The organism is Sphaerisporangium sp. NPDC004334 (genome assembly GCF_053602655.1).
Window position 1 is genome coordinate 81259 of the sequence record NZ_JBSGDZ010000035.1, and the last position, 6682, is coordinate 87940.

Annotated in this window: 7 protein-coding genes; 5 read left to right on the forward strand and 2 right to left on the reverse strand. The window is 74.3% G+C overall.

The features are described 5' to 3' along the window. Positions 1–37 precede the first annotated feature (37 nt). On the reverse strand, positions 38–1693 hold the full coding sequence (locus tag ACWEN6_RS34850; RefSeq protein WP_452576320.1) for an AAA family ATPase: 1656 nt from the start codon (positions 1691–1693) through the stop codon (positions 38–40). A gap of 211 nt (positions 1694–1904) precedes the next feature. On the opposite strand from ACWEN6_RS34850, the gene ACWEN6_RS34855 reads away from it, so the two are divergent. Continuing rightward, the gene (locus ACWEN6_RS34855; protein ID WP_452576322.1) at positions 1905–2285 is read left to right on the forward strand and encodes a hypothetical protein; all 381 of its coding nucleotides are present in this window, start codon (positions 1905–1907) and stop codon (positions 2283–2285) included. Positions 2286–2359: 74 nt separating this feature from the next. Here the strand turns inward: ACWEN6_RS34855 and ACWEN6_RS34860 are convergent, their stop codons facing one another. Then, positions 2360–3184: a class I SAM-dependent methyltransferase gene (locus ACWEN6_RS34860; RefSeq protein WP_452576324.1), complete on the reverse strand. Its 825-nt coding sequence runs from the start codon at positions 3182–3184 to the stop codon at positions 2360–2362. A 70-nt stretch (positions 3185–3254) separates the two neighbouring features. Between ACWEN6_RS34860 and ACWEN6_RS34865 the strand changes: the two genes are divergently transcribed. The 4 genes from ACWEN6_RS34865 (at position 3255) to ACWEN6_RS34880 (ending at position 6586) form a co-directional block, all read left to right on the forward strand. Continuing rightward, positions 3255–3854 (forward strand): TetR/AcrR family transcriptional regulator, encoded by a 600-nt coding sequence (locus tag ACWEN6_RS34865; RefSeq protein WP_354925990.1) that lies wholly within the window; start codon positions 3255–3257, stop codon positions 3852–3854. A gap of 120 nt (positions 3855–3974) precedes the next feature. Beyond that, complete coding sequence (locus ACWEN6_RS34870; RefSeq protein WP_354852852.1) at positions 3975–4430, forward strand: Lrp/AsnC family transcriptional regulator; 456 nt, start codon at positions 3975–3977, stop codon at positions 4428–4430. A gap of 73 nt (positions 4431–4503) precedes the next feature. Continuing rightward, a complete protein-coding gene (locus ACWEN6_RS34875) occupies positions 4504–5385 on the forward strand; it encodes an alpha/beta fold hydrolase (RefSeq protein WP_452576326.1) in 882 nt (293 codons plus the stop codon). A gap of 145 nt (positions 5386–5530) precedes the next feature. Next, on the forward strand, positions 5531–6586 hold the full coding sequence (locus ACWEN6_RS34880; protein ID WP_452576328.1) for an amidohydrolase family protein: 1056 nt from the start codon (positions 5531–5533) through the stop codon (positions 6584–6586). The last annotated feature ends 96 nt before the right edge of the window (positions 6587–6682 follow it).

Genomic DNA, 6682 nt, shown 5'->3' on the forward strand with positions numbered 1-6682 from the left:
GCGGCCTGCGCCGTCGGCCTGCGGATCACGCCGTCGATCAGCCGGGCTCCAGGCGGGGGCGGGGGAAACGGGGGGCCGCGGGGGCGCAGGGCGGCCGCAGGGCGCCGAGCGCCTGGTCCAGGGCGTCCTCCACGGCGCCCCCCGTGTCGATCTCCACGGCGCCCGGCCATGGCGGGGTCCTGGCCGCCATGGCCTCGGAGACGGCCTGGCCGGCGTCCGAGACGCCCGCGGTGCGGCGGGCCAGCCTCTCGGCCACCACCCGCGCCGGCGCCGCGCAGCGCAGCGCCACCAGGTCGGTGAAGGTGCGCCGGGCGACCCGCTCGGCGTCCGACCGGTGCGCGGCGCCGGTCCAGGAGGCGTCCAGGACCACCGGCTCACCCAGGCCGAGCAGCCGCTCCGCCCGCGACAGCAGCTCGCCGTAGGTGCGCTCGGTCCACTCGGGCCGGTAGATGCCCTCCTCGAAGGGGGCCGCGGCACGGGTCTGCGGCGCCAGGCCCGCCATCTCCTTGCGGACGCGGTCGCTGCTCAGCAGCGTGTACCCGAGGCGGTCGGCCACGGCGCCCGCCAGCGCCGACTTCCCCGTCCCGGGCGGCCCGCCCACCAGGACCAGCGTCACCGCGCCGGCCCGCAGGTGGCGCAGCGCCAGCTCGGCCAGCTCGCCGGCCTCGCGCGCCGCCCCTGTGCCGCCCTGCCCGTGCCGCAGGCAGGCCACCTTGGCGCGGACGAACGCCCGGTAGGCGACGTAGTGGTGCACCAGGCACGGCGGGGAGGGGTCGCCGGAGAACTCGGCGTAGCGATCCAGGAACGCGACGGCCTCGCCGGGCGCGCCGAGCCGCTCGAGGTCCATGGCGAGGAACGCGGCGTCGTCCAGCCCGTCGACGAAGCGCAGCCGCTCGTCGAACTCCAGGCAGTCCAGGATGCGCGGCCCGTCGTCCAGGCAGAAGATGTCCTCGGCCAGCAGGTCGCCGTGCCCGTCCACGATGCGGCCCTGCTCGACGCGCGCGCGAAACAGCGGCTCCCGGCCGTCGACGAAGCGCAGCGCGAGCCGCTCGATCGCGCCGAGCGCCGCGGCGCCCACGGGGCTTCCCGGACCGCCGGACTCGCCGGACCGGCCTGATCGGCCATGTTCGCGGGGTTCGCCATGCTGGCCGGGTTCGCCATGCTGGCGGGGTTCGCCATGCTGGCGGGGTTCGCCGGGTTCGCCGGGTTCGCGGGGTTCGCCGGTTTCGCTTGGGCCGCCTGGGCCGCCGTGCAGCTCGCGGACCTCGGCAAGGCTCGCCGTCCAGCGGGCTCGCAGCGCCCGGCCGCCGCCCTCCCGGTCGATCTCCGGGCCGCGGCGGGCCCGGGCGTGCAGGCTCGCCACCTGGCGGGCGATGCGCCGCAGGTGCTCGCCCACCGGCGCGCCGGAGCGGGCCAGGACGGCCAGGCGGCGCTCGGCGGGCATGCGCCGCATCACGATCAGGTGCTCACAGGGCCGGCCGTCCGGGCCGATCACGTCGGCGACGCCCTCGTAGACGTCTGGGGCCAGCCGCCGGTTGAGCGCCACCTCCTCCTGGCAGGCGGCCCGCCGGGCCTCCCGGTCGGTGAAGTCCAGGAACCCGAAGCGCACCGGCTTCTTCATCTTGTACGCCCGGTCTCCGAGCAGCACCACGACGCCCGAGTGCGTCTCTGTGACCTGCGCCCACGCGCCCATCGCCGACCTTCCCCCCGGGCCTGTCCCCTCAGGGAGCCTTCCCCCGCCCAGAGCCCTGACGCGAGGAGCGGGCGGGCGATGGCAAACAGGCGGCAATCTTCTGTGCGGCGCCCCGTCCCCGGCGAGATCGGGGAGCGTCGGCCGGGTATGGGCGGAGGGACGCCGGCGCCGGATCCGACCGGACGGCCGGCGAGCGACCTGGGGAGGCAAGGTGCGCAACGCCCTGGACCGCCGCCATGCTCCCGGCCCGCCCGACCGGGGGTTCCCCGGCGCGCGGTGGCCGGCGCGCGCCGTGCTCGTGGTCGCGCTGTCGGCCGCCGCGGCCGGGACGCCGGCCTCCGCGGGCGCCGCGGCCGTTCCCCGTGAGGCGCGCGCCATCGCCGTCACCGGTGACCGCGGGCCCATCGTGATCGGCAACGGCCGGCACAACTACAGCTACGCGCAGGTCCACAGCCCCACCTACATGCGGGGCGTCCAGCACGTGTCCAACGCGAGCGTGATCGGCCACTCCCCGGCCCAGGTGGCCATCTGCAGGAAGCGCCACCGGATCTGCCACATCTCCGAGAAGCTCTGGATCGGCCGCCGCCGCTGACCGCCGGAGGCATTCGCGTCGCGCCGGGTCACGGGGCGCTGTCATAGGGCGCTGTCACAGGGCGCCGAGTGGAGTCAGAGGGCGCCGGTGCGCGCCGCGGTGACCACCACCGTGGCGAAACGCATCACGAAACCGCCGCCCACCGCGTCGATCGCGGCGCCGATGCCGTCGAGCACCTCCCGCAGCGTGTCGGACGGCAGCCGGGTGTGCAGGCCGGTGGTCGGCACCTGGTCCAGCCATTCGTCGCGGGTGTAGGGCTGTTCCCAGTCGAACCGCCACCGCTCCGGTTCGCCGAACGCGCCCGCCTGCCGGACGCCGTCCTCCGCCTTGGCGGTGATCGCCGAGTACGGGTCCGCGTCCGACGCCTCGCTCTGAGGGATGGGCGCGTCGGGCAGGACCCGCCGGTACACCGCGGCGAACGCCTCGCCGATCTCGGGCTCGGGCTGGTAGACGTTCCAGAACACCGCCAGCCGCCCGCCGGGGCGCAGCACCTGGGCGGCCTTCGCCGCGCCGGCGACCGGGTCGACCCAGTGCCAGGCCTGCCCGGCGATGACCGCGTCGAAGGCCCGGCCGGCGGCCTGCCATGCCTCGAACGTCGCCACCTCGACCTCCAGGCCTCCGCGCCGCGCGAAGCCGGCCATCCGCTCGTCGGGCTCGACCCCGAGCACCCGGCAGCCGGCGTCCCTGAACTGCCGGGCGGCTATGCCCGTCCCGATCCCGACGTCCAGGACGTCGGGGCCGGGGCTGCCGGCGACGATCCGCCGGACCATGGCCTCGGGGTAGCGGGGACGCGCCCGGTCGTAGCGTTCGGCGTCCACGCCGAACGACTCGGCGATCTGCCGGGCGTGGTGCGGCTCGGACGGGGGAGGGGAGGCCTCCGCCGACGGTAGAGTGGGCATGCGCCCACCATAGTGGGCGCTTGCCCACTTATCAATCGGGCAGGATCGGCCGTGGAAGGAGGGATGTGCGGTGCCGACGGGCGTGCACATCCGCGACGCGCGCAAACAGCTGTTCGACGCCGCGGAGCGCGTCCTGCTCCGGGACGGGCCGAGCGCGCTGACCAGCAGGGCGGTCACCACGGAGGCGGGCTGCGCCAAGGGCGTCCTGCACCGGCACTTCGCCGACTTCGACGGCTTCCTCGCCGAGTTCGTCCTGGACCGCGTCGGCCTCATCGACGGCCAGACGGCCGCCCTGCGCGAGGCCGCGGGCACCGGCACCGTCGCCGGCAACCTCACCGCCGCGCTCACGGCCCTGTTCGAGTCGGTGGCGGTGGCCGTCGTCGGCCTGGTCGGTTCCCGCGACGAGCTCCGCGACCGGCTGCGCGAGGCCTGGCCGGCCGGCGTCCCCGTGCTGACCGAGGCCGCGATCATGATCGGCTCCTATCTCGCCGCCGAGCGCGAGCTCGGCCGCGTCGCGGCCGACGCCGACGTGGACACCCTCGCCGCCATGCTGATCGGCACCGGGCACCTGATGTTCGCCGACCGCACGGGCGTCCCGCCCGAGGCGGGGGCCGTGCACAAGGTGGTCGCCGCGATCGTCACCGGCGTCGCCCGAAACCCCCTGCGGTAGGCCGCCGATCGGCGCGCCGACGGGGCGCGCCGGTTCGCGGCCACGTAGGGAGGTCGGTTGGAACCATGACGTAACCGGTTAGATGACGAAACGGGCTCATGGGGCGCTACCGTTTACGGAGTGGAGGAGATCGATCGCCGAATCGTGATGCTGCTGGCCGCGGACGGCCGCATGAGCTTCACCGACCTCGCCAAGGAGACCGGCCTGTCGGTGTCCGCCGTGCACCAGCGGGTGCGCAGGCTGGAGAAACGCGGCGTCATCCGCGGGTACGCGGCCCTGGTCGATCACGACGCGGTCGGGCTGCCGCTCACCGCCTTCGTGTCGATCAAACCGATCGACCCCTCCGCTCCCGACGACGCGCCCGAGAAGCTCGAGCACCTGACCGCCATCGAGGCCTGTCACAGCGTCGCCGGTGACGAGAGCTACATCCTCAAGGTGCGCGTGCAGTCGCCGAACGCGCTGGAGCACCTCCTGCAGCAGATCCGGGCGTCGGCCAACGTCTCCACCCGCACCACCATCGTGCTCAGCACCCCCTACGAGCACCGCACCCCCGACCTCACCACCGGCGCCCCCTGAAAGCCGACCGCCGCGCCTGGCCGGTCGTGCCGGGGAATGTCCGCCCCGCGAAGGCCGGTCTATCCTGTCTCGCATGTTGATCCGCGTTCGCGGCACCCGCCTCCATGTCGACCAGCGCGGGGCCGAGGAGGCGCCGCCGTTGCTCTACCTCCACGGCGGCCCGGGCGGAGGCTCGCACGACTTCATGTGCTTCCAGGGCGACCGGCTGTCCGGGCGGCTGCGGCTGGTCGGCGTGGACCAGCGCGGGGTGCAGCGGTCAGACCCGCTGGACGGCCCGGTCACCGAAGATGACCTGATCGCCGACTTCGAGGCCCTGCGGGAGGTGCTCGGGTTCGAGCGCTGGTCGATACTCGGCCATTCATACGGTGGCCGCCTCGCACTCCGCTACGCCGTCACCCATCCGGGCACCGTCACCCGGGTCGTCTTCGAGAACCCGCCGTGGGACATGGTCCTGGCCACCAGGACGCTCGTCGAGGCCGCCCGGCCGCTGCTGAAGGAAAGCGCCGATCAGGCGCGGGCGGAGGAACTGCTCGATTACCAGGGACCGGCCACCACGCTGATGTGGGATGAGCGAATTGCGCTGACGCACCGGCTGGGCGAACGGCGGATGGACATCTATCTCGGTCCGGGGTCACGCGGGCTGGCCCTGCCCGGCGACGACCTGCCGGAGGAGATCCGCAGCCGCGGTGCCCGCTTCGCCGAGGAGATCACCCGTACCCCGGGGTTCTCCGAATCGCTGCTGCCCCTTCTGGGACGGCTCACCCAGCCCGCCCTGCTGATCAAGGGCGGCCATGATCCGGTGACCAGCCCGGAGGAGATACGCCTGTTCCGAGAGCGTGTCCCGAGCGGGTCGTTCCGCCGCTTCGACGGCGCCGGGCATTTCGTCCACGCCGAGGAGCCCGAAGAGTACGCCCGGCTCGTCGCGGCGTTCGTCGCGGGTGAAGCCGGGCGATGAGGCCGGCGATGCCGACGCCCTGACGCGGGGAGCAGGCAGGGGTGGGGATAGACGCCTTCTATGTGTCTATCGTCGGAATTGTCTTGCTTTGTCCTGTTCTGCTGCTCAGGATGGTGAGCAAGAGTCGCCGTCATGAGAGGCGGACATGCCTTCCGGAACCAGCAACGGCGTCTGCCCGACGGTGGACGTCCACGCACATGTCTGGCTGCCCGAGGTCCACGCGCTCGCCGATGGCCGCCCCGCTCTGGTGGCCTACGAGGAACTGGAACGGGCGCGGCTCGGACCGGAGTCGGCGCGGGTCAGCGCCCGCCGGTTCGACGAGTGCAGGGAACGGCTGACCGATCTCGGCGCCCGCGCCGCCGCGATGTCCGCGGCGGGCGTGGACGCTCAGGTCGTCTCGGTCGCCCCGCACCTCTACCACCCGTGGGCCGGCCCGAGCCTCGCCTGGGCCATCGCGCAGGCCACCAACGAAGGGGTCGCCGCCCACTGCGCCGGCCTGCCCGAGCGGCTGTGCGGCCTGGGCGTCGCGCCCATCCGGCACCCCGAGGTGGCCCTGGCCGCGCTGGAGGACGCCGTCGTGCGCTGCGGCCTGCGCGGCGTCGAGATCGCCTCGCACGCCACCGACCCGGGCGGCGGCCCGCCGACCGAACTGTCGGACCCCCGGCTGGAGCCGCTGTGGCGGCGCGCCGAGGAGCTCGACGCCGTGATCTTCCTGCACCCGTGGGGATGCTCGCTGGACGCCCGCCTGGACCGCTGGTACCTGTCCAACAGCGTGGGCCAGCCGGTGGAGCACGTCGTCGCGCTCTCCCACCTGATCTTCTCCGGCGTGCTCGACCGCCATCCCGCGCTCCGGTTCGTCGCCGCCCACGGCGGTGGTTACCTGCCCGCCTTCGCCGGCCGCCTCGACCACGCCTGGCTCGTCCGGCCCGAGGCGCGGACGTGCCGGCACCTGCCGAGCTGTTACCTGCGCCGCCTGTACTACGACACCGTCGTGCACGCCCCTGAGGCGCTGGTGGCCCTCATCCGCGCCGTCGGCGTCGGCCGGGTCCTGCTCGGCTCGGACTACCCGTTCGACATGGGCGTCGAGGATCCGGTACGGCGCGTGTACGAAGCGGTGCCCGACCCGGTCGCCGCGAACGCGATCAGAGGGGGGAACGCCGCGGACCTGAGCCTGCTGCCTGCCACCTGGCCGCCCGGGTAGCACGGCGCCGCGCCCGGCCCGCGCGAACGGCCCGCGCGAACGGCCGGGGACGGCGCGGACGGCGCGGACGGTGCGGACGGCGGGGACGGCGGCGGG